The sequence below is a fragment of the Clostridium estertheticum genome (assembly GCF_018861295.1).
Taxonomy (GTDB): Bacteria; Bacillota; Clostridia; order Clostridiales; family Clostridiaceae; genus Clostridium_AD; species Clostridium_AD estertheticum_D.
The window spans coordinates 340,352-359,168 of the sequence record NZ_JAHLDM010000001.1; the positions used below are offsets into that span (position 1 = coordinate 340,352).

Annotated in this window: 21 protein-coding genes, 18 tRNA genes and 1 pseudogene; 36 read left to right on the forward strand and 4 right to left on the reverse strand. The window is 34.8% G+C overall.

Annotated features, from left to right (window positions below):
* Positions 1 to 224: 224 nt before the first annotated feature.
* Positions 225 to 1,598, reverse strand: a complete 1,374-nt coding sequence (locus tag KPL54_RS01525) for a hypothetical protein (RefSeq protein WP_216103982.1) — start codon at positions 1,596 to 1,598, stop codon at positions 225 to 227.
* 185 nt (positions 1,599 to 1,783) lie between these two features.
* Between KPL54_RS01525 and KPL54_RS01530 the strand changes: the two genes are divergently transcribed.
* The 20 genes from KPL54_RS01530 to KPL54_RS01625 all read left to right on the forward strand — a co-directional run bounded on the left by KPL54_RS01530 (position 1,784) and on the right by KPL54_RS01625 (position 4,908).
* Positions 1,784 to 2,380, forward strand: a complete 597-nt coding sequence (locus KPL54_RS01530; protein WP_216103984.1) for an XTP/dITP diphosphatase — start codon at positions 1,784 to 1,786, stop codon at positions 2,378 to 2,380.
* A 71-nt stretch (positions 2,381 to 2,451) separates the two neighbouring features.
* On the forward strand, positions 2,452 to 2,922 hold the full coding sequence (locus KPL54_RS01535; RefSeq protein WP_216103986.1) for a metallophosphoesterase: 471 nt from the start codon (positions 2,452 to 2,454) through the stop codon (positions 2,920 to 2,922).
* 234 nt (positions 2,923 to 3,156) lie between these two features.
* Positions 3,157 to 3,232: transfer RNA gene (locus tag KPL54_RS01540), tRNA-Pro, on the forward strand.
* Positions 3,233 to 3,245: 13 nt separating this feature from the next.
* Positions 3,246 to 3,319 (forward strand) — tRNA-Gly (locus KPL54_RS01545).
* 5 nt (positions 3,320 to 3,324) lie between these two features.
* A tRNA-Arg gene (locus tag KPL54_RS01550) sits at positions 3,325 to 3,401 on the forward strand.
* A 4-nt stretch (positions 3,402 to 3,405) separates the two neighbouring features.
* A tRNA-His gene (locus KPL54_RS01555) sits at positions 3,406 to 3,481 on the forward strand.
* Between the two features lie 8 nt (positions 3,482 to 3,489).
* Positions 3,490 to 3,564, forward strand: a tRNA-Gln gene (locus KPL54_RS01560).
* Positions 3,565 to 3,568: 4 nt separating this feature from the next.
* Positions 3,569 to 3,644, forward strand: a tRNA-Lys gene (locus KPL54_RS01565).
* A gap of 15 nt (positions 3,645 to 3,659) precedes the next feature.
* Positions 3,660 to 3,744 (forward strand) — tRNA-Leu (locus KPL54_RS01570).
* Between the two features lie 33 nt (positions 3,745 to 3,777).
* Positions 3,778 to 3,852, forward strand: a tRNA-Gly gene (locus KPL54_RS01575).
* Positions 3,853 to 3,953: 101 nt separating this feature from the next.
* Positions 3,954 to 4,029, forward strand: a tRNA-Lys gene (locus KPL54_RS01580).
* Between the two features lie 12 nt (positions 4,030 to 4,041).
* Positions 4,042 to 4,117: transfer RNA gene (locus tag KPL54_RS01585), tRNA-Pro, on the forward strand.
* A 13-nt stretch (positions 4,118 to 4,130) separates the two neighbouring features.
* Positions 4,131 to 4,204 (forward strand) — tRNA-Gly (locus KPL54_RS01590).
* A 14-nt stretch (positions 4,205 to 4,218) separates the two neighbouring features.
* A tRNA-Arg gene (locus KPL54_RS01595) sits at positions 4,219 to 4,295 on the forward strand.
* A gap of 4 nt (positions 4,296 to 4,299) precedes the next feature.
* Positions 4,300 to 4,375, forward strand: a tRNA-His gene (locus KPL54_RS01600).
* A gap of 32 nt (positions 4,376 to 4,407) precedes the next feature.
* Positions 4,408 to 4,483: transfer RNA gene (locus KPL54_RS01605), tRNA-Lys, on the forward strand.
* Between the two features lie 15 nt (positions 4,484 to 4,498).
* Positions 4,499 to 4,583, forward strand: a tRNA-Leu gene (locus KPL54_RS01610).
* Between the two features lie 41 nt (positions 4,584 to 4,624).
* Positions 4,625 to 4,699 (forward strand) — tRNA-Gly (locus KPL54_RS01615).
* Positions 4,700 to 4,705: 6 nt separating this feature from the next.
* A tRNA-Gly gene (locus KPL54_RS01620) sits at positions 4,706 to 4,779 on the forward strand.
* A gap of 52 nt (positions 4,780 to 4,831) precedes the next feature.
* Positions 4,832 to 4,908 (forward strand) — tRNA-Arg (locus KPL54_RS01625).
* Positions 4,909 to 5,027: 119 nt separating this feature from the next.
* On the opposite strand, the gene KPL54_RS01630 is transcribed toward KPL54_RS01625, so the two are convergent.
* Positions 5,028 to 5,273, reverse strand: coding sequence for a tyrosine-type recombinase/integrase (locus KPL54_RS01630; protein ID WP_216103988.1), 246 nt, complete (start codon positions 5,271 to 5,273; stop codon positions 5,028 to 5,030).
* Between KPL54_RS01630 and KPL54_RS01635 the strand changes: the two are divergent.
* Positions 5,218 to 5,364, forward strand: a pseudogene (locus KPL54_RS01635) (tyrosine-type recombinase/integrase); the annotation flags it as partial. The gene KPL54_RS01630 and the pseudogene KPL54_RS01635 sit on opposite strands and share 56 nt — an antisense overlap.
* A gap of 207 nt (positions 5,365 to 5,571) precedes the next feature.
* Here the strand turns inward: KPL54_RS01635 and KPL54_RS01640 are convergent.
* Positions 5,572 to 6,450 (reverse strand): LysR family transcriptional regulator, encoded by an 879-nt coding sequence (locus KPL54_RS01640; protein ID WP_216103989.1) that lies wholly within the window; start codon positions 6,448 to 6,450, stop codon positions 5,572 to 5,574.
* 149 nt (positions 6,451 to 6,599) lie between these two features.
* Here KPL54_RS01640 and KPL54_RS01645 point away from each other — a divergent pair, with 149 nt between their 5' ends.
* The 12 genes from KPL54_RS01645 (at position 6,600) to dhaM (ending at position 15,409) form a co-directional block, all read left to right on the forward strand.
* Complete coding sequence (locus KPL54_RS01645; RefSeq protein ID WP_216103994.1) at positions 6,600 to 6,833, forward strand: hypothetical protein; 234 nt, start codon at positions 6,600 to 6,602, stop codon at positions 6,831 to 6,833.
* Between the two features lie 142 nt (positions 6,834 to 6,975).
* On the forward strand, positions 6,976 to 7,329 hold the full coding sequence (locus KPL54_RS01650; RefSeq protein ID WP_216103995.1) for a cyclophilin-like fold protein: 354 nt from the start codon (positions 6,976 to 6,978) through the stop codon (positions 7,327 to 7,329).
* A gap of 63 nt (positions 7,330 to 7,392) precedes the next feature.
* Positions 7,393 to 8,562 (forward strand): iron-containing alcohol dehydrogenase, encoded by a 1,170-nt coding sequence (locus tag KPL54_RS01655; protein WP_375372972.1) that lies wholly within the window; start codon positions 7,393 to 7,395, stop codon positions 8,560 to 8,562.
* A gap of 122 nt (positions 8,563 to 8,684) precedes the next feature.
* Entirely contained in the window at positions 8,685 to 8,861 is a 177-nt protein-coding gene (locus tag KPL54_RS01660; protein ID WP_216103999.1) for a hypothetical protein, read from the forward strand.
* A gap of 61 nt (positions 8,862 to 8,922) precedes the next feature.
* The gene (locus KPL54_RS01665; RefSeq protein ID WP_216104001.1) at positions 8,923 to 9,453 is read left to right on the forward strand and encodes a flavodoxin family protein; all 531 of its coding nucleotides are present in this window, start codon (positions 8,923 to 8,925) and stop codon (positions 9,451 to 9,453) included.
* Between the two features lie 412 nt (positions 9,454 to 9,865).
* A complete protein-coding gene (locus tag KPL54_RS26410) occupies positions 9,866 to 10,012 on the forward strand; it encodes a hypothetical protein (RefSeq protein ID WP_309245354.1) in 147 nt (48 codons plus the stop codon).
* A gap of 252 nt (positions 10,013 to 10,264) precedes the next feature.
* On the forward strand, positions 10,265 to 10,720 hold the full coding sequence (locus KPL54_RS01675) for a MarR family winged helix-turn-helix transcriptional regulator (RefSeq protein WP_216104002.1): 456 nt from the start codon (positions 10,265 to 10,267) through the stop codon (positions 10,718 to 10,720).
* A gap of 100 nt (positions 10,721 to 10,820) precedes the next feature.
* Positions 10,821 to 12,239 carry a serine hydrolase domain-containing protein gene (locus KPL54_RS01680; protein ID WP_253203299.1) on the forward strand — a complete coding sequence of 473 codons (1,419 nt, stop codon included), beginning with the start codon at positions 10,821 to 10,823 and terminating at the stop codon, positions 12,237 to 12,239.
* Between the two features lie 385 nt (positions 12,240 to 12,624).
* The gene (locus tag KPL54_RS01685) at positions 12,625 to 13,140 is read left to right on the forward strand and encodes a hypothetical protein (protein ID WP_216104005.1); all 516 of its coding nucleotides are present in this window, start codon (positions 12,625 to 12,627) and stop codon (positions 13,138 to 13,140) included.
* A gap of 163 nt (positions 13,141 to 13,303) precedes the next feature.
* Entirely contained in the window at positions 13,304 to 14,302 is a 999-nt protein-coding gene (gene dhaK / locus KPL54_RS01690) for a dihydroxyacetone kinase subunit DhaK (protein ID WP_216104012.1), read from the forward strand.
* Between the two features lie 63 nt (positions 14,303 to 14,365).
* Positions 14,366 to 15,016, forward strand: coding sequence for a dihydroxyacetone kinase subunit DhaL (dhaL, locus tag KPL54_RS01695; RefSeq protein WP_216104014.1), 651 nt, complete (start codon positions 14,366 to 14,368; stop codon positions 15,014 to 15,016).
* A 3-nt stretch (positions 15,017 to 15,019) separates the two neighbouring features.
* Positions 15,020 to 15,409, forward strand: coding sequence for a dihydroxyacetone kinase phosphoryl donor subunit DhaM (gene dhaM / locus KPL54_RS01700; RefSeq protein ID WP_216104016.1), 390 nt, complete (start codon positions 15,020 to 15,022; stop codon positions 15,407 to 15,409).
* A 55-nt stretch (positions 15,410 to 15,464) separates the two neighbouring features.
* Here the strand turns inward: dhaM and KPL54_RS01705 are convergent, their stop codons facing one another.
* A complete protein-coding gene (locus KPL54_RS01705) occupies positions 15,465 to 15,641 on the reverse strand; it encodes a hypothetical protein (protein WP_153882486.1) in 177 nt (58 codons plus the stop codon).
* A gap of 476 nt (positions 15,642 to 16,117) precedes the next feature.
* On the opposite strand from KPL54_RS01705, the gene pyrB reads away from it, so the two are divergent.
* From pyrB to KPL54_RS01720, 3 genes are all read left to right on the forward strand, one after another.
* Entirely contained in the window at positions 16,118 to 17,044 is a 927-nt protein-coding gene (pyrB, locus tag KPL54_RS01710; protein WP_216104018.1) for an aspartate carbamoyltransferase, read from the forward strand.
* Positions 17,044 to 17,478, forward strand: coding sequence for an aspartate carbamoyltransferase regulatory subunit (locus KPL54_RS01715; RefSeq protein WP_071614337.1), 435 nt, complete (start codon positions 17,044 to 17,046; stop codon positions 17,476 to 17,478). The genes pyrB and KPL54_RS01715 overlap by 1 nt, the downstream gene beginning before the upstream one ends.
* 115 nt (positions 17,479 to 17,593) lie before the next feature.
* Positions 17,594 to 18,811 (forward strand): dihydroorotase, encoded by a 1,218-nt coding sequence (locus KPL54_RS01720; RefSeq protein ID WP_216104021.1) that lies wholly within the window; start codon positions 17,594 to 17,596, stop codon positions 18,809 to 18,811.
* The last annotated feature ends 6 nt before the right edge of the window (positions 18,812 to 18,817 follow it).

The window sequence follows — 18,817 nt, forward strand, 5'->3', positions numbered from 1 at the left end:
CTAACAAAAGTATATATTGCGTAAAATGCATTTGAACAAACCTTAGTAATTCTTAATTTATTTAATTTGCAGTTGCGTAAGAAAGCCGCATGTTTGAGCAGAGCGAGTTTGCGGTTTTTAGCAGATGCAAATTAAATGAATTTTAGAATTACAAGGTGAAGTGAAAGCATTCCAGCAATATATACTTTTGTTATAGCGTAATATAAGAAAAATTACTTATAGTATCATTGATTATGAAAGAATATTGTTAAGAAAAAGATAAACATATTTTTGCTACTATCAAAAGATGATTTACTTTGTTTAAAGTTTTCTTTACGTTTGTTGTATACTATATTTTTGATAAATATTGATGCTAATTCATTATTTTCAGGTGTTGGAGCCTCTGGCGCTCTGAAATTATCGTCTTGAATCAGATCTTCAGACTTAAGCGAGAAATTTCTGTAATGTTCTGAATCATCCAGTGATGGAGAATCAGGCCAACTTAAGACTATGCCAGAGTCCAAAATTTGGTGTTTGAAAATATCTTGAAGCATGTTTGAGTTATCATCTATAGTATTAGAATCAGAATATAACATTAAGCTATAAATGTAGAGCATGATTTCATCAGAGGTAAAAGTTACTTGTTTTTCGGAGCTTTCTTTTAGTAATATACCCTTTTCACTATCATATAATTTTGTGAGCTTTTCATATAAGTCATCACTAGTATCTTTAAATTTATGAATGTAAGTACTATTATACATAAGTGTACAATTTATAAAAAGCATACAGGAGTAATCTAATTTAGCATTAATAATTAAAGAGGGTTTAGTATTATATTGATCGATAAGTAAATCAAGAAAATCTATTAGTAAATTTTCGCATTTTTCAAGGCCGGAGTACTTGTAAAAAATGTTTAGGGCTAAGCATATCTTGTTGAGTTCTTCAAATGAAACATTGTAAATTTCTTGTTTATACAAAGTGAACATATCAAGGATGTCTAAAGCAAATTTTTCATATTCTTGTTCATCATTGTCAAAAGAATAGTATTTGTAGTAAGCAGCCATCATAAAAGCTTGATCAGAAAACTTGAATTTGGTGTTTTTATCTTCAAAAGTGAATTCTTCCTGCATAGGATCTGTTATATCTTTTTTATCTACAAAAAGACCATCTTTATTTCGAAAATAAGAAGCATAGAATTCTAGTTGTTCTTTGCATAACTTAAGATAAAGTGAGCTTAATGCATATTTCGTATCATCTATTTTCTTAAAGCTACGATAATATTCTACGAGTTCTAATAATGATAAAGTCATGAATGCATTGCTGTTAATAGTTATTTCTTTTTTTACCTTACTTTCATTCCAGTTTAATGTTCCTTCTTTCATTTTTAGTTTAGCATCTGCTTTTTTGTAAACGCATAAAAGTGGAGAATTTAAATTAATTGTGTTAATATCAATCTTAGAAAAGGATTTAGATCTTAAATCTCGCGCTGGAATATATATACCACATTTGGAGTCAAAAACTATATCTTTTAATGATTCTTTTGATAAGTAGAAAAATTGATTTCTTATGTTATTTTTGTTCAATGTATTGACTCTTAAAAAAGGTCCTAGAAAATTCATTATATCACCACCATATATTAGTCCTTATATAGATAATATGATTACGTTTAGCAAAATGTGCTAGTTTTATCAAATTAGTAAGGAAAATTTGAATGAAGGCTTCAAAATTAAATTGGGATGATTTAAAACAAATAATAGATAATAATAAAAGAGAACTATAGGTAATATAGATAAAGGGGATAAGTATGAAGAAAATAATAATTGCCAGTAATAATGATCATAAAATTGGAGAGATAAAGGAAATTTTATCAGAGTTTGATTTTGAAATATTATCTCTAAAAGAAGCTAATATTAATATAGATGTAGACGAAACAGGAAGTACATTTATTGATAATGCATACATAAAGGCTAGTGAAATTTACAAGATAGCTGACGGGAACATGGTACTCGCGGATGACTCAGGGTTAGCTGTGGAATCATTAAATGGAGCACCGGGAGTTTTTTCAGCGAGGTTTGCGGGTGTTCATGGAGATACCAAAGCAAATAATAAAAAATTATTATATCTTTTAGATGGTGCAAGTGAGCAGGAGCGAAAGGCTAAATTTATTTGTGCAATGGTACTTATAGTTAATGTAGATAAAATAATAAAAGTGCAGGGTGAAGTGGATGGAGTAATCACATCTGAATTTATAGGTGATGAAGGGTTTGGGTACGACCCATTATTTTATGTGGAAGAATACAAAAAAACATTTGCTCAGATGAATGCTGAGGTCAAAAATGCTATTAGTCATAGGGGAAGAGCATTAAATAAGTTAAAAACTGAACTTAAAGATTTAGTGTAGTAAATATAATTATTGGCAACCTAAAAAATATAAGTAAAAATTACGATTTATTAGTGAAGAGGTGATTCAAAATGCACATAGGTGTTATAAGTGATACACATATGGTTATTAGTAGCATAGAGAGGCTAGAGAAGGAGATAAAGGGAGTAGATGTGTTAATTCACTTAGGCGATAATGTAGATGACATAGCTAATATAAAAAAGTATTATAAGGGTGAAATAATAAATGTAAAAGGAAATTGTGATTTTTCTGCAAGTGTACCAAGTGATAGGTTTTTAGAAGTTGGTGGGAAAAAGATATTTTTAACACATGGACATAGATATGGTGTAAAAGAAAATTTATCTGGACTTAGGTATAAAGCTTTAGAAACAGGGGCTGACATAGTTTTATATGGACACACACATATTGCAAAAATAGATTTTGAAGAAGGGATATGGTATATAAATCCTGGTAGTGCATCGCTTCCAAGAGATGGGGATAGGAGTTACGCTATTATAAGTATTAGTAAGGGAAATATAGAACCAAAGGTGATAAGATTTTAATTTAATAATTTAGAAGGGTATTTACATGTGAACTTAGTATGAAATGTAACATTTATTTGCATAATAAGACTGCGTTCTTATTTAAATATATAAAAGTTATAAAAAAGGTATTGACGTATTAATATATATGGTGTAAAATAATCCATGTCGTCGGAAAAATTCATTAAATAAAATGTATAAGACGAGAAAGTTAATTTAGAACATTAAATGATTTTATAGATATTTAATGAATATCGGGGTGTAGCGCAGCTGGGAGCGCGCGTGGTTTGGGACCATGAGGTCGCAGGTTCAATCCCTGTCACCCCGACCATTTAAATTAATAAGCGGGTATAACTCAATGGTAGAGTGTTAGCCTTCCAAGCTAATTACGAGGGTTCGATTCCCTCTACCCGCTCCAAATATGCGTCTTTAGCTCAGTTGGATAGAGCAACGCCCTTCTAAGGCGTGGGCCGGGGGTTCGAATCCCTTAAGACGCACCATATGGTGGACGTAGTTCAGTTGGTAGAGCGCCAGTTTGTGGTACTGGTTGTCGTGGGTTCGAGTCCCATCGTCCACCCCATTTACAATTGGGATATCGCCAAGCGGTAAGGCACCACACTTTGACTGTGGCATTCGTAGGTTCAAATCCTGCTATCCCAGCCATTATGGTTTACTAGCTCAGTTGGTAGAGCACATGACTTTTAATCATGGTGTCCGGAGTTCGATTCTCCGGTAAGCCACCAAAATAGTAAAAATATGCAGGTGTGGCGGAATTGGCAGACGCACTAGACTTAGGATCTAGCGCCTTCGGGTGTATGGGTTCAACTCCCTTCACCTGCACCATTACTATTTTAAATTAATATTTAAATCATACATGCGGGGGTGGCTCAGTGGTAGAGCGTCACCTTGCCAAGGTGAACGTCGCGAGTTCGAATCTCGTCTCCCGCTCCAAGTATGTTATTACATATTAAAGATCCAAGCATATTTGCTCAGTTTGATAGAGCAATGTCTTAGGCATAAAGGATTAAATTCTTTAAGATTCACCAAAATATGTGTCATTAGCTCAGTTGGTAGAGCACCTGACTCTTAATCAGGGTGTCCGGGGTTCAAGACCCCGATGGCGCACCATTTAAATTTTGCCGGGGTGTAGCGCAGCTGGGAGCGCGCGTGGTTTGGGACCATGAGGTCGCAGGTTCAATCCCTGTCACCCCGACCATTTAAATTAACAAGCGGGTATAACTCAGTGGTAGAGTGTTAGCCTTCCAAGCTAATTATGAGGGTTCGATTCCCTCTACCCGCTCCATTTTTACTTAATATGCGTCTTTAGCTCAGTTGGATAGAGCAACGCCCTTCTAAGGCGTGGGCCGGGGGTTCGAATCCCTTAAGACGCACCATATGGTGGACGTAGTTCAGTTGGTAGAGCGCCAGTTTGTGGTACTGGTTGTCGTGGGTTCGAGTCCCATCGTCCACCCCATTTTCAAATTTATGTTTGCTATAAATTAATATGGTTTACTAGCTCAGTTGGTAGAGCACATGACTTTTAATCATGGTGTCCGGAGTTCGATTCTCCGGTAAGCCACCAAAATAGTAATAATATGCAGGTGTGGCGGAATTGGCAGACGCACTAGACTTAGGATCTAGCGCCTTCGGGTGTATGGGTTCAACTCCCTTCACCTGCACCATTACTATTTATAAGGCAAGTCATTATTTAGAAATTATACATGCGGAAGTAGCTCAGTGGTAGAGTGCCACCTTGCCAAGGTGGACGTCGCGAGTTCGAATCTCGTCTTCCGCTCCAAAATATGCGGGTATAACTCAGTGGTAGAGTGTTAGCCTTCCAAGCTAATTATGAGGGTTCGATTCCCTCTACCCGCTCCAAAAAAAGTCTTTAGTATTTATACTAAGGACTTTTTAAAAATTAATTTATTATGCGCCCATAGCTCAGATGGATAGAGTTGCAGACTTCGAATCTGAAGGTCGTGGGTTCGACTCCCTCTGGGCGCACCATAAACTATGATATAGCAAGCTTTACAGAAATGTAGAACTTGCTATTTTTTTTATTTAACACACTTTTCCCACACTAGAAAAGTATAAAAAAAAATAGCATTATTAACTCACAAAAATCATCAATCAAATAGGTCATTAATAGATTCAGCTGCATCATTTTTTCCTTTTGGCATAACATGGGTATATATATCTGCGGTTATAGCAATATTGCTATGGCCAAGTAGTTCAGATACAGTTTTCAATTTAGTATTTCTTTCAAATAATTTTGTGGCATAGGTGTGCCTTAAAAAATCCAAACGTTTGGATTTACTGAGGCATTCGAAAGCAATGCATTTACTACAGTCAGGAGTGAATTTAATATACATTAGGGATATTTTGGGACATTATTCTGTTCAAGTAACTGAAATGTATGCCAAAGTGGATTCCAAACAGAAAAGAGAAGCAATTGAAAAAGCGGATTGAAGAAATGAAAGGATTTCTGGACGAGTAGCCATCGGAGATTGAAGCCTATGATGAACAGCTGGTACGCAGGCTGATTGAGAAGGTTACGGTCTACGATGAGAAACTTGTGGTGAATTCAAATCTGGCATCAGCCTAGATGTGAGAAGACAGAATTAAATAGTAATATGGAATATTAAGACAAGGATTTTTTGCAATAAGTTGCTACTTTTGTAGCATATGCTTCATTTCTTCTAAAAGCAACGAGGCTGCCGGAGTGAAAACCTGGTATTTTTTCCAGATGATATACATTTTTACTTCCAGAGTAGGACTTAAGGGGCGAAAGCAAAGACTGGAACTATCAGAGATTTCAAGCAATTTGTCAAAGGTAAGGGCAAGCCCAAGTCCTTCCCGCACGAATACAGCGGCATTATTTGTGAGATTGAAGGTTGCGGATATATTCATCTGATCAATTTTCTCACCACACCACCTGGTAAGGTCAGAGTGGATGCTTTGTTCGGAACAGAAAATGGCATAAGGAAGAAGATCATCTACAGTTAAACATGGTTTGTTTGACAGTGGATGGTCTTTTTTCAATAGTAATCCGAAGGTATCTGTTTCAGGAATTTCCAGGTAGTTGTATTTCGACAGATTTGGTGGTTCCACAATAAATGCAAAATCCAGTAATCCTTTATCCAGCTGTTCTGCCACAAGTACGGTATCTCCACTGGTAATGTGGTAGCGAATCTGGGGATGGTGTGTTTGGAGACTTTTGATGGCCATTGCGAGATATTTAATTAAATAGGATTCAGCACACCCCAGATAAATATCGCCCCCGGTAATATCGTCCAAAGACTTAAATTCATGGATAATTTTATCAGACAGGTCTAATAAATCTTCTGCTCGCTTTCGAAGCAGCATTCCCTCATCTGTCAGATGGAGGTTGTAGTTACTTCGGATAAACAGCTTTTTACCAAGCTCACTCTCTAATACTTTCATCTGCTTTGAAAGAGAAGGCTGTGAAATGTGGAGTCTCTCGGCAGCTCTTGTCATATTCTCTTCTCTTGCTATTTCTAAAAAATTTCGTAAGATACGAATTTCCATATGAATCTCCTTTTTAAAAATATTCTTTTGCTCAATCAAGTATATCAAAAACAGATATTCATTTCAAGAATAACTGGATATGAAAAAACGATATTGGATAATTTCAGAAGAAAGAAATATAATGAGCATATTCAAGAGGAGGTGATCTGGTGGCAGAAGCATCTGATCGACATGGAATCCTATATCAAAATCTGGTAGATGCAGGATGCGATGAAGAAACAATAAAACAATGTGAGATACTTTTCTTGGAGAATCGGATAGAGGAAATTCCTGCTTTGTTGGCACCATACAGAACAAAGCTATTAGATACTGTGAGAGCTTCAGAAAAAGAAATCGATAGTCTTGATTTTCTACTGTTTCAAATCAAGAAGAAACAACTTTAGATGAATGAAGGAGATTACAAATTATGAGTAAGGACCATGTGTATATGGAAATGAACTTGCACGGAGGGGCTTTGTGGTTCTTACCTTTGACCCGTGCTATATGGAAAATCTGAAATAGTCAATGTGATGGGAGAATTCGAAGATGAAAAATATTGTAATCAAAGCTGGAAACGTTATAATTCCAGCAACGCTAAACGTTACGGTAGCTGCGAAAGATTTTGAGACAAGGATGCCATTTGCCGTAAAAGGAACAGATTCTGGGATTGATTACTGTTGTGTGGCAAGTGAAGGAAAATCAAAATCAAGTGAAAAACAAACAGGTTGGAAAAACGGAGATATCAATTTGGCCGGAGGATGGTTTGCACTGCTTTATGGTGGAGAAGAACAGTCCCAAGCATATTCCGACATGATGATTATTGGTCATATTGATGAAGAAAATCTCCAGTTGGTGAAAGATTTACCGGATACAGTCACGTTTACAGTTGAATTGGCATAGCAATAGAATCTAAAAGCACAAAACAAATAAAGAATAATTTTGGAGGAAATCAAAATGAATATGATGAATTTTAATTTTTCAAACCCTACAAACCTGGTATTTGGTGCAGGAAGCTTGGATAAACTTGGCGAACAGAAAATGCCAGGGAAAAAGGCAATGGTGCTAATCTCAAACGGCAAATCCACCCGTGCAAATGGCTATCTGGATCGTACCCTTGCGCAGCTTAACAAGGCTAATGTGGAAAGCATAATTTTTGACAAGATCATGGAAAATCCTGTAAAGGAAGTTATTATGGAAGGCGCAGCAGTTGCCAGAGAAAACAATTGTGATTTCATTGTTGCTTTAGGTGGCGGCGCGGTCATTGATTCTTCTGCGGCCATTGCAGCGATGGCAATGAATAGTGGTGATCTCTGGAATCATGTGTATGGTGGTACCGGTAAGGGACAGCCTCTTGTAAATCCCGGATTACCAATCGTAGCTATTGCGACAACATCAGGGACAGGTTCTGAACTGAACGGCTTTGGTGTTATTTCAAATCTTGAGACAAATGAAAAAATCGGTTTTGGTGATGCAATGCTGACACCAGTGATTGCCATCGTAGATCCGGAATTGATGATAACTATACCTTCAAAATATACTGCTTATCAGGGTTTTGATGCATTGTTTCATAACACAGAGGTCATGATTTCTAGAGGGGTCAATATCATGAGTGAAACCATTGCCCTTGCAGCAATCGAGAGCATTGCAAAATACCTTCCGATTGCGGTAAAGGACGGAAAAAATCTGGAAGCTCGTGAGCATGTTGCATTTGGCAGTACTGTTGCAGGCATGACGATGCAGCTGACCAGTACCACAGCGGCTCACAGTATGGAGCATTCCATGAGTGCTTATCATCACAATCTGCCTCACGGTGCGGGACTTATTATGATTTCAGAAGCTTTTTACAGTTTTTTCGTGGAGCATCATGCCTGTGATGAACAGTTTATTAAGATGGCTAAAGCGATAGGAATCACCAATGCAGACAAGCCGGAGGACTTTAGCACAGCTCTTTTGAAACTTCAGAAGGACTGTGGCGTGGATGATTTGAAAATGAGTGATTATGGATTTGAAAAATCTGAAGCCATGACATTGGCTGTTGGTGCAAGAACCATGCAGGGAGGATTATATCCAGCAACTCCACTAGATATTACAGATAAAGATGTTGCAGGCATGTTCGAAAAAAGCTACAGGTAAAAGCAGATTATAAAACCAAAAAGGACTCTCGGCATGGCTTTGCGCTTTTGCCGGGAGCTTTGTTGCCAAGCATCCGTGGAAAAGGTCCAGTGAACCTTTTCTAGGTGAAAGGAGGAGTGGAGTTGCCAAGAACTAAGTTTAAGTCCGTGTCATTACTTTTGATTTTTGTATTGCAGGTACTGTTCTTATCGGGGTGTAGCGCTTCAAAGAATGAAACATTGAATGAGAATGATGCAAAAAAGAAAATCAAGAAGCAATCAGTTCGGAAAGTCAAGAAGAACCAATGGAGGATGCAATGAGAATCAAAGTAAGTTCCGAAAATGTGGAAGTATGATTGGTATTAAGTGAAAGGAGATTTCTATGAAGATATTAGTGCTAAATGGAAGCCCCAGACCAAATGGCAGTACAAAACAGATGGTTACTGCTTTTGAAGAAGGAGCAACAGGTGCAGGTCATAAGGTTGATGTGATTGATGTATGCAAGAAAAGGATCTCAGGTTGCCTTGCCTGTGAGTATTGTCACATGAAAGGACACGGAACGTGTGTACAAAAGGACGATATGCAGGAGATATATGTGCTGTTAAAGGAAGCGGATATGATTGTGTTGGCATCCCCAATTTATTACCATGGATTATCTGGTCAATTAAAATGTGTGATTGATCGGTTCTATTCTGCGGCTTATCCGCAAAAACCACCGCATTTGAAAAAGGTTGCTATGATTTTAAGTTCCGGGGATGCCAATATGTACGATGGGGCATTGTTTTCTTTCAAAGGAGATTTCTTAGACTACCTTGGTCTGGAGGATATGGGAGTATTCACGGCACATGGCATGGAGAATGGAGCAGAAAAGCAAAAAGATGAACTGAAAAAATTTGGCGCATCTTTGAAATGATTAGCAAGTGGTGAATATAAAAAGTATAAGAAATTTGAAGTTGCATATCAGTTCTTGAAGTAAACATAAAGGCGCATTACACGTAATGGTGTGATGTGCCTTTTTACCTTGTGAAAACATGAATTTACGGCTATAACGAAGTGGATATATTTGGCCATAAACAGTGGACATATTCCCGTCAACGACCAAAACTGTAAAAATGGAGTTGACCAGTTTCCGATAAGGACAGTGGGTATAAGACTTACTTGCTATCCACTCGTGCCAGGATGAGAGTAGAAGTATATCTGAAAACTCTACCTGGAGAATAAGAAGAAAATTTGAACAAGGAAGGGTTACTGTAAGTTGTACAAAAATTTTAGGATATGACAAGGATGCAGAAGGAAACTTTATTATTAATGAAAAATAAGCTAAGATTGTAAGAAGAATTTATAAAGATTGCCTTGATGGTAAAGGACCAAATAGAATAGCTAAGGAGTTTGAAGAAGAAAGTATTCCTAACTGGAATGGAAAAGCAACATTTTTTATAATTCTCATAAACTGCTTTGCCTTATATCTTTAAAGATGTATTTTAGCTTTTTGTATATTCTCTGTGAATTGGATATGGATTACAATATAAGAGTATTAATGTTAATATGATAATGGAATATGATGTAGAAACAGTATTTTGTTATCAGGTAATTTATATATAAGCTGTTTGGGTAGTGCGTAATAATGCAAAATGCTGACGCTAACCATATTGACAAAAGAATTTTTTGATGTATACTATATAGTAACTAAACAGTATATAAACTATACATAAATGGAGGCTTATATGAGGGATTACACTTTGGTTGCAAATACCATGGAACAAATTATTTACAAGTATATAGGAACAGAAAAAATTTCCAAGGATTACAATACGGGAGTCCTTTTAACACAGGTAGAAATTCATACAATAGAAGGCATTGGTAATAATGAAGGAATTAACATAACTGGATTATCAGCTATTAGGCAGAAAACTAAAGGTGCTGTGTCGCAAATGGTTTATAAATTAGTTGATAAAGGATTAGTAGAAAAAAGTATTTCTAAAATTTCTGATTCTGAGGTTTCTCTTACATTAACTGAGCTTGGGAAAAAAGCTTATAAAGGCCATAAAAAATTTCACGACATGGCAAATGATAAAGTTTTTAAAAAATTAAGAGAAATGGATGAAAACTCTTATAACGATTTAGTAGAAATTTTAAAAGATTTTGAAAGTTTTTTGGATGAACAAATTTCAAATAAATAAAAATATCCCCATATCTGATATTTTGGATAATGGGGATTAAACAGGACAATGAGTTTAGAATATATACAGTATATAAACTATACAGAAAGAGAGAATGAAAATGAAGAAAAAGATAGTAATAAAGAATGTTGCAATTATATTATTGTTAGTAAGCATTATAGCGGTAGCAATAACAAGATTTAATAATGGAAAGGATTATATTGATAATTTAGTAAACCAATACAATCCACAAGGTGCGGCTGTTGTAATTATAAAAAACGGTGTTATTAGCGAGGTAAGAAATTACGGATATGCAAATGTTGAAAAAAAAGTTGCGATTACAGACGAAACCCAGTTTAAAATTGCATCAATTTCAAAGACAATAACCGCATATGCTGTAATGAAATTAGTTGATGAGGGTAAATTGGATTTAGACACTCCGATAAATACATATTTAACCAAATGGAAGCTTCCCCACACTAAATTTGACGAAAACAAAGTAACTATTAGAACTCTTATGTCTCATACAAGTGGCATAAAAGGAAGTGACGAGTGTGGTTATAAAGAGCCATTACCCACAATTGATGAGGCCTTGAAAAGTAGAGATGTTAAATTAAAAAGAGAACCGGGCAAAATATTTGAATATTCAGAGTTCGCAGGATTCGGTATCTGCCAGCTTATTATTGAAGAAGCCGTAAGTTCTAAGTTTGAAGAATATATGGAAAGCAATATATTCAAACCATTAGGTATGGAGCATACAAGCTATAAAAATTGGAACTCAAACGGAAAATTTGCAACTCCTTATGCAGGGAAAAGTAAGCCAATTGGGATAACACCAATTGTTATGAATGGTGGCGGTGGTGTTTCAACTACAGCGACAGACTTGGCACGATTTGTAGTTAAGTTAATGGATTACTATAATAATGGTAACAGAGAAATGTTCAAACCACAGAAAAACACACAAAGTGTAGGGGGATTATATGCTTTAGGAATTATTCCAAGAGAACTTAAAAACGGCAAAATCGTTTATGAACATAATGGAACATTAACAGGATGGAATGCACAAATGGCTTTTGAACCTGTTAGTAAAAACGGAATGGTGATACTTACAAATTCAGATAAATCCTATTACATGACATACGATTTAATGGAAAAATGGGGTGAAAGAGTTATTGGCGAAAAGGTTATTGATACTCAAATGAAGCAAATTAGCAAGATGGTTTTCAACATAATAGTAACATTGTCTATGATTCTTTTATTGTTAGTGGCAGTATTAGTTATTAAGATTAAAAGGGAAAGCGTTATTTTATCTGAAAAGCGTAAAACGAGATATATCACATCAGCAATTATAGTGTTTGCATTGGCAGCTTTATATTATGCTTTTATTTATACTGAGTTACCATTTAAACTACTGTTTAACATGCAGAATTATTATTTGTTTACTTTCTTTCCATTAAATTTTAGATGGGTAAATATTATATTGGTGTTTATTGGTATTTTTATTGTTTTCAGAAGTAGATATAGTAAAAACAAATTTTAAGTAATATATATATTTCAAATAATGAGCAATACCTGTTTTTCTGTAAATTGGATATAGAAATAAAATTGATTGCAATTTACATAAAATAAAAACAATACTGCACTTAGGGGGAACCCAGTGCAGTATTGTTTTAATCAGTTTATTAAATTTTTAATCAAATAATAGGTTGGTCTATTTAGATTATAGACAATTTATCAGATTCTAATCACTTAATAGATTAAATAGTAAAATATAAATAATCTTAAGATATATAAATCCACATAAAGTTTACATATTTATTTGATTATTTTGCAATAATTAACTGTTATTATAAATATATAGAAACTTATTAAATGTTTTATTGTGAATGCGAAAAAAATAATAAACTAAAATGGATGGTGCAAAAATGAAAAATGCTAAAAAAATAACATCAATATTAATAGCTTCTTCTATCACTATGGCAATGTTTGTTGGATGTGGTTCAAAAACAACATCAGCAACTACGACATCAACAACGGCAGCGACTACAACAACTGCGGCAACTAAAACAGCAGCAACTACAGAAACAGCAAAACCTGATTCATCGACAATGAAAACAACGTACACAACTGTTCTTAAAGCGTTAGTAACGGATAAAACAATAACACAAGTTCAGTCTGATAAAGTTCTTGCTGTAGTCGCAAAAGCTATGCCGAGTGTTGAAAAACCGAGTGGGACAGCCAAAGAGGGCGGCGAAAAACCAACTGGTAGTGCACCTGCAAATGGTGAGAAACCAAGTGGTACAAAACCAACAGAGGGATCAAATTCTAAAAATAATCAATTAGCGTCATTAGTTACTAGCAAAGTGATCACTCAAGTGCAAGCTAATACAATAAACACAAAGGTGCAGGCAGCTATGAAGAGCACACAAGCTTCTAAGTAAAATTAAAAATCTTTGAACATAAATATAAAATTATTGTTGCCTTAATATTTTTGGGACATATTCAAACTTTAGAATAAATAGTCTGAATATTTGGAGGAATGCTCGCTCGTTTGTAGAAGATATAAGGTATGATTAACTTTATAACGAATGGAGGAGAGTATAAATGAAAAAATTAATTAATAACCCAGAATCTGTTGTTGAAGAGATGTTAGAAGGTATGGTAATGGCACATCCAACTTATATTAGAAAACTTGAAAATGTGGACGTAATTGTTAGAAAAGTTTCACCGATATCCGGGAAAGTTGCTTTAGTTAGTGGAGGGGGAAGTGGTCATGAACCAGCACATGCAGGTTATGTAGGAAAAGGAATGCTAAATGCAGCGGTTTTAGGGCCGGTATTTACGTCACCTGCTCCAGATCCAATATATGAAGCTATAAAAGCAGTTAATGGAGGAGCAGGAGTTCTTTTAGTTGTTAAAAACTATACAGGAGATGTAATGAATTTTGAAATGGCAAGTGAAATGGCGCAAATAGATGGTATAAAAGTTGCAAGTGTAGTTGTTAATGACGATGTGGCAGTTGAGAATAGTCTTTTTACAGCAGGAAGACGTGGGGTAGCTGGAACTGTATTTGTGCATAAAATAGCTGGTGCAAAAGCAGAAACAGGAGCAAATTTAGAAGAAGTTAAGGCGGTAGCACAAAAGGTAATTGATAACGTACGAAGTATGGGAATTGCATTAACACCTTGCATAGTACCTGCGCTTGGAAAACCTAACTTTACTTTAGCTGAGGATGAAATCGAAATTGGTATTGGTATTCATGGAGAGCCAGGTACTCATAGACAAACAATTAAACCTGTTGATGAACTAGTAGATCATATGGTAGATAAAATATTAACTGATATGACACTTACGGGCGGAGATGAGGTTGCTGTTATGGTTAATGGTCTTGCATCTACTCCATTAATGGAGTTGTATATCGTCAATAGAAAAGTTTATAAGATATTAGAAGAAAAGGGGATAAAAGTTTATAAAACTTTTGTAGGCGAATTTATGACTTCTCTTGAAATGACAGGATGTTCAGTTACGCTTTTAAAACTAGATGATGAATTAAAAGTTCTTTTGGATGCACAGGCAGATACACCAGCATTAAAAGCGTTATAGTAACATAACAAATTAAGATATGTAAAATGAAAATGCTTAAATATAAGGAAGGATGTGAAAAAAATGAGCATTACAGGATTACAAGTAATATCAATTTTAAATAAAATAGCAGAAGTACTTGAAGAAAATAAGATTTATTTAAGCGAGCTAGATGCAGCTATAGGTGATGGAGATCATGGAATAAACATGAATAAAGGATTTAATGCAGTTGTAACAAAATTAAAGGATGATGATGGACTTGATATCGGAGTTATTCTTAAGAAAACTGGCATGGCACTAGTGTCGAATGTCGGAGGAGCAGCAGGACCATTATACGGCACAGCATTTATGAAAGCGGCGGCCGCCATTAATGGTAAATCGGATATTGATGTTAAAGATTATATTAAGATACTCGAAGCTGCCCTTAGTGGAGTTATGATGCGTGGAAAAGCTCAAAGGGGAGAAAAAACAATGATTGATGCCTTAGCACCAGCGATTGTTGCTATGAAAAAAGCAGATAATGCAGGGCAAACAGCACTCGAGATTCTGAAAATTTCAAAAGATGCTGCAATGCAAGGTGTTGAATATACGAAAGCTATAATTGCTACTAAAGGAAGAGCTAGTTATCTTGGTGAAAGAAGTATTGGTCATCAAGATGCAGGTGCAACTTCAAGTTATTTAATATTAAATACTATTTTTGAAGAAGTAAAAAACATAAATGAAAGTAAGGTGTAATAAATGGTAGGAATTGTGATAGTTTCACATAGTAGAAAGGTAGCAGAAGGAGTAAAAGAATTAGCACTTCAAATGGCAAAAAATGTACCTATTGCATCCGCTGGTGGGACTAGCGATAATGAACTTGGAACGGATTTAGAAAGGATCATTTTAGCAATAAAACAAGTGTACTCTGAGGACGGGGTTGTTGTATTATTTGACCTTGGTAGTGCATGCATGAATGCTCAAATGGCGATTGAATCATTAACAGATGAAATGCAAAGTAATGTGAAGGTTTTAGACGTTGCACTAGTTGAAGGAGCAATTACCATAGCCGTAGACAGTAGTATTGGTAAAGGTTTACACCAAATTGAAGAAGCAGTTAAGAAATTATGTCTTCATAAAATGTCATAAATATTATACGATAAGCATTTATATAATGAAGACATTATCACCAAATAGATTAGATTCATGGATCCATTGAAGTGGCTCCGTTTTGTTTCTTTAGTCTTAATAAGATATCAACTTTCATTCTAGCAGCTAATAACTGCATTATTGCAATGGCAACAAACTCAGGATCTGCATATTTAAAGTTTTGTTCAGCTTGTTGTAATTCTGCAATAGATTGAGTGATCCCAGTATCCATAGTCATATCCCCCTATTTATAGATTATTTATACTGTATAAATGTATCAAAACATGCTCAATCGGTTAAAGTATATTTTCAATTATGCTTATTTATTTTTTATATATCTGAATTGTTCTTAATTAGATTGTATGTTTGAATGGTATGGTTTAGAACATTATGTTTAAATAGTTGGTGACTAGATGTAATAATATAATTTATATGCTAGACGCAAAAGTTAATGCAGCTGCATTGCAAATTATGTTGACAAAGACTAAATTATATAGTAATATAAAACAAAAGCATGGATAAAAAATTACCTTTAATTTGGTCCGAGAGATCGAGAAGGAAGTAGATATTTAAAGTGTTATTACTACGCCTTCTCATAACAGAGATGGCGTTTTTTGTTTATAAAAAAGTCATAAAATGAACACAATATTAAAAGTGCTACTGTACCTTTAAATTTAGTCCGAGAGACTGAGAAGGAGAGGATATAATATGTTAAAAGGAAGAAATTTGATTGACCCAATGGATTTATCACTACTAGAACTAGAGGAGATTTTTGATTATGCAGATGAAATAATTAAAAATCCTAAGGATTATGCTCACATATGTGATGGAAAGATTTTGGCAACATTGTTTTATGAACCAAGCACGCGTACAAGATTAAGTTTTGAAGCAGCAATGTTAAGACTTGGAGGCGAGGTGTTAGGTTTTTCCGAGGCACAATCTAGTTCAGCATCAAAGGGAGAAAGTGTAGCTGATACTATACGAACTGTAGAATGTTATGCTGATATCGCAGCAATGAGACATCCTAAAGAAGGAGCAGCTAAGGTTGCAGCTATGAATTCTCAAATGCCAGTAATAAATGCAGGTGATGGTGGTCATCAACATCCAACTCAAACATTAACAGATCTTTTAACCATAAGAAATATTAAAGGAACATTATCAAACTTAACAATAGGAGTTTGTGGTGATTTAAAGTTTGGTAGAACAGTTCATTCATTAATAAAAGCCATGTCAAGATACGAAAATGTTAAGTTTATACTAATAGCTCCAAATGAATTGAAAATTCCTAAATATATTAAAGAAGAAGTACTTGAGAAAAATAACATAGAGTTTGAAGAGGTTGAAAAATTAGAAGATGTAATCGGAGATCTTGATATATTGTATATGACTAGAGTTCAAAAGGAAAGATTCTTTAATGAGGAAGATTATATAAGGCTTAAAGATATTTATATATTAAACAAAGAAAAAATGCTAAAAGCTAAGAAAGATATGATAATACTTCACCCACTTCCTAGAGTTAATGAAATAGCTGTTGAATTAGATACTGATCCAAGGGCATGTTACTTTAGACAAGCAAAGTATGGTATGTATGTAAGAATGGCACTTATTGCTAAACTTTTGGGGGATGATAAATAATGGTAAGTATAAATAGTATAAAAAGAGGAATAGTAATAGATCATATTAAAGCTGGTGTAGGACTTAAAATATTCAACTACTTAGGTTTAGATAAAGCCGAATTTACTGTGGCGCTCATTATGAATGCACCTAGTGGTAAACTTGGGAGAAAAGATATAATTAAAATAGAAAATGAGATTGATATAGATTATACAGTTTTAGGATTTATAGATCCTAACATAACAATAGATATAATAACTGGAGAAAAAATTGAAAGTAAAATTAAATTAAAATTACCTGACAATGTTGAAAATATAATAAAATGCATTAACCCAAGATGTATTACATCTACAGAGCAAGAAATTCAACATAGTTTTTATCTATCGAATAGAGAAAAAGGCGAATATAGATGTATGTACTGTGATGAGATTAATAACCCAAATAATATATCATAATAATACAGGTTATTTAAATTATAAGTTTCCTTCTGAAGTCGTTAATGCATCTCTTACAGAGCTGTGCAGCGACCCAGGAGATGATTTAATTAAAGCGTGAAAGGATGATAAACTAATGGAATTATTAATAAAAAACGCAAGAGTAGTTGATTCATCACAAGATTCTATTTTCGATGTGTATGTAAATAAAGGTATAATATATGAAATAGGAAAAGATTTGCAAAAAGACTGTGAGGTACTAGATGGAGAGGGATATGTTTTATCACCCTCTTTTATAGATCTTCACAGTCATTTTAGAGAACCTGGATATACATATAAAGAAGACTTGTTATCGGGAAGTAGGGCAGCAGTTCGTGGTGGTTATACTGCAATAAATTTAATGGCAAATACAAAACCAGTATGTAGCTCAATGGACGTAATAGATAAGGTTCTTGAAAAAGCGAGCGAAATAGATCTTGTTGATATTCATCAATGTGCATCAATTACAGAAGATTTACTTGGAAAATCTATAGATCATTTATATCAGCTAACACCGAAAGTGAGATTTATATCCGACGATGGTAAGGGCGTTTCTAATAGTCGTATAATGCTTGAGGCGATGGTTGCAGCTAAAGAGAAGGATTTAACAATAATATCTCATGCTGAAAATGAAGAGTTAGTAGATATTGATACGAGACTTGCAGAAAATATGATGACTTGGAGAGATATCGCTCTTTCAAAATTCACAGGTTGCAAGCTTCACTTAGCTCATGTTAGTACGAAAGAAGCTATGAAGGATGTTATAGATGGTAAAAAACAGGGGGCACGAGTTACCTGCGAGGTTACACCACATCATATAGCATTAACAGAGGAAACAAAGTATAGAGTAAATCCACCTATGAGAAAAATGGAAGATGTAAACTTTATAATTAAGGCGATGCAAGATGGCTTTGTGGATGTTATAGCAACGGATCACGCACCACACAGCGTCCAAGATAAAATAAATGGAGCACCTGGTATATCAGGGCTAGAAACCTCCTTCCCGGTATGTTACACTAAACTGGTAGAAGAAGGTCATATTACTATAAATAAACTTTCTGAGTTGATGTCCAAAAACCCGGCTAAAATTATGAAGCTCAATAAGGGCGAAATTAAAATTGGATTTGATGGAGACTTGGTTCTCTTAGACATTAAATCTAAGTACAATTTAGATTGCTCACAATTTTTATCAAAAGGACATAATTCTCCTTTTGATGGTAAGAGTGTAGTAGGCAAAGTGATGTGTACTATTAAAGCAGGAAGAATAATTTACAAAGCTAAAGTAGGACAAAACGAAGAGTGGATAAGCAAATAAGATAGC

Coding starts and splice junctions, on each gene's coding strand:
- KPL54_RS01525 (WP_216103982.1), bottom strand. CDS start 1,598: ATGAATTTTCTAGGACCTTTTTTAAGAGTCAATACATTGAACAAAAAT.
- KPL54_RS01530 (WP_216103984.1), top strand. CDS start 1,784: ATGAAGAAAATAATAATTGCCAGTAATAATGATCATAAAATTGGAGAG.
- KPL54_RS01535 (WP_216103986.1), top strand. CDS start 2,452: ATGCACATAGGTGTTATAAGTGATACACATATGGTTATTAGTAGCATA.
- KPL54_RS01630 (WP_216103988.1), bottom strand. CDS start 5,273: ATGTATATTAAATTCACTCCTGACTGTAGTAAATGCATTGCTTTCGAA.
- KPL54_RS01640 (WP_216103989.1), bottom strand. CDS start 6,450: ATGGAAATTCGTATCTTACGAAATTTTTTAGAAATAGCAAGAGAAGAG.
- KPL54_RS01650 (WP_216103995.1), top strand. CDS start 6,976: ATGAAAAATATTGTAATCAAAGCTGGAAACGTTATAATTCCAGCAACG.
- KPL54_RS01655 (WP_375372972.1), top strand. CDS start 7,393: ATGAATTTTAATTTTTCAAACCCTACAAACCTGGTATTTGGTGCAGGA.
- KPL54_RS01665 (WP_216104001.1), top strand. CDS start 8,923: ATGAAGATATTAGTGCTAAATGGAAGCCCCAGACCAAATGGCAGTACA.
- KPL54_RS01675 (WP_216104002.1), top strand. CDS start 10,265: ATGAGGGATTACACTTTGGTTGCAAATACCATGGAACAAATTATTTAC.
- KPL54_RS01680 (WP_253203299.1), top strand. CDS start 10,821: ATGAAGAAAAAGATAGTAATAAAGAATGTTGCAATTATATTATTGTTA.
- KPL54_RS01685 (WP_216104005.1), top strand. CDS start 12,625: ATGAAAAATGCTAAAAAAATAACATCAATATTAATAGCTTCTTCTATC.
- dhaK (WP_216104012.1), top strand. CDS start 13,304: ATGAAAAAATTAATTAATAACCCAGAATCTGTTGTTGAAGAGATGTTA.
- dhaL (WP_216104014.1), top strand. CDS start 14,366: ATGAGCATTACAGGATTACAAGTAATATCAATTTTAAATAAAATAGCA.
- dhaM (WP_216104016.1), top strand. CDS start 15,020: ATGGTAGGAATTGTGATAGTTTCACATAGTAGAAAGGTAGCAGAAGGA.
- KPL54_RS01705 (WP_153882486.1), bottom strand. CDS start 15,641: ATGGATACTGGGATCACTCAATCTATTGCAGAATTACAACAAGCTGAA.
- pyrB (WP_216104018.1), top strand. CDS start 16,118: ATGTTAAAAGGAAGAAATTTGATTGACCCAATGGATTTATCACTACTA.
- KPL54_RS01715 (WP_071614337.1), top strand. CDS start 17,044: ATGGTAAGTATAAATAGTATAAAAAGAGGAATAGTAATAGATCATATT.
- KPL54_RS01720 (WP_216104021.1), top strand. CDS start 17,594: ATGGAATTATTAATAAAAAACGCAAGAGTAGTTGATTCATCACAAGAT.